1 protein-coding gene and 1 pseudogene are annotated in these 1,682 nt (G+C 61.6%); one reads left to right on the forward strand and one right to left on the reverse strand.

From position 1 onward, the window contains the following. Positions 1–287, reverse strand: a pseudogene (locus tag A2I95_RS35900) (branched-chain amino acid ABC transporter substrate-binding protein); the annotation flags it as partial. A 231-nt stretch (positions 288–518) separates the two neighbouring features. Between A2I95_RS35900 and A2I95_RS35905 the strand changes: the two are divergent. Beyond that, positions 519–1,682 (forward strand): helix-turn-helix domain-containing protein (locus tag A2I95_RS35905; RefSeq protein WP_291737306.1); only part of this gene is annotated, 1,164 nt, incomplete at its 3' end.

Below are 1,682 nucleotides of genomic sequence, written 5' to 3' on the forward strand. Positions count from 1 at the left end.
CCGTTGCCCTGCAGCGCTTTGGAGCTGAAGGTGTTCATCATGCCGCCGTCGCCGCCGCCGTTCAGATGCTCAACCGCCAGCTCATAGGCGCGCAGCTCGTCGGCGCCCTCGTCAGCATAAGGGCCGGTCTGGGGCACGTTGAAGCCCAGGGTCACGGTGCCGCCGGTCGGCTCGTTGGTAAAGGCTGCGGCGGAAGAGGCAGTAAAGATTGTTGGCAGCGCCACACCGGCGCCTGCGATTGCGCCGGTCTTCAAGACTCTGCGGCGCGATGCGTCAAATTCAGACATGTATTCCTCCCTAATATGAATGGTGCCTTGCAGCTCCTCACTTCTGCTCGGTACCAGCACAATTTGTGCAAAGTCAGTATGAGTGCGGGGTGTAAATTCTGGCAATAAAACCCTTTTAAGGCTTGAAAATTCTGTAAACAACTGAACAGTATTCTACGGCATTCTGTAAATTTTGTTATATTGCAATGCAGAAAGCTGTTGAAAAGACAGTATTTTGGGAGGCCCCTTAGAATGGCACGCGATACCCTGACCGGCAGCCGGATCCGCGAACGCAGGCTGATCCTTGGAATGCGCCAGGCGGAACTAGCGCGCGCGACGGGGATTTCCGCCTCCTACCTCAACCTGATCGAACACAATCGGCGCAGAATCGGCGGCAAGCTGCTGGTTGATATCGCTGGGGTTTTGGGGGTGGAGCCTTCAATGCTGAGCGAGGGAGCGGAGGCGGCGCTGATATCTACCCTGCGGGAGGCGGCGGCGGACAGCGGCGTGCCGGTGGCTGAACTGGACCGGGTTGATGAATTTGCCGGCCGGTTTCCCGGCTGGGCCGAGGTTCTGGCAACCGGCCATCGCCGCATTGCCACGCTGGAGCGCACGGTGGAAACCCTGTCGGACCGGCTGACCCATGACCCTAATCTGGCGGCCTCGGTGCATGAGGTGCTGTCGACCGCTGCGGCGATCCGCTCCACCGCGTCGATCCTGGCGGAAACCGGCGAACTGGAGCCGGAATGGCGCGACCGGTTCCACAAAAACCTCAACGAAGATTCCCTGCGCCTGTCGGAGAGCAGCCGGGCACTGGTGAATTTTCTGGACGAGGGCGACACCAGCGACGACCGCCGTGGAATGCCGCAAGAAGAGGCCGAAGTCTTCTTTCAGGAAAACGGGTTTCACTTTCCCGCACTTGAAGATGGCTCCGCTGGTGCCGAGCAGCTGATCCAGACTGCCCCTGCTTTGACAAGCCCGGCGGCCCGCAGCCTGGCGCAGGCCGCCTTGACGCAATACCAGGCAGATGCCCGGGCCATGCCGCTGCACGCGCTGGAGGAGGAAATCCAGGCAAACGGGGTTGCTCCGGCGGCGATTGCGCGCCGCTTTGCATGCGGGCTTTCTGCCGTGCTGCGCCGTTTGGCGGCGCTGCCGGAGGAGGTGCTGGGGCAAGAGGCCGGGCTGGTGGTCTGCGATGCCTCTGGCACTCTATTGTTCCGCAAGCCTGTGACCGGATTCGCGATGCCGCGGTTCGGGGCGTCCTGTCCGCTATGGCCGCTGTACACGGCGCTGGTGCATCCGAATGTCCCGGTGCGGCGCAATGTGCTGCAACAGGGGCGCAATGCGGCAGCCTTTGACTGCATGGCAGTGGCTTGGCCGCAGGAGATGCCGGATTTTGGCGCTGATCCTATGTAC

This window comes from Leisingera sp. F5 (assembly GCF_001593695.1).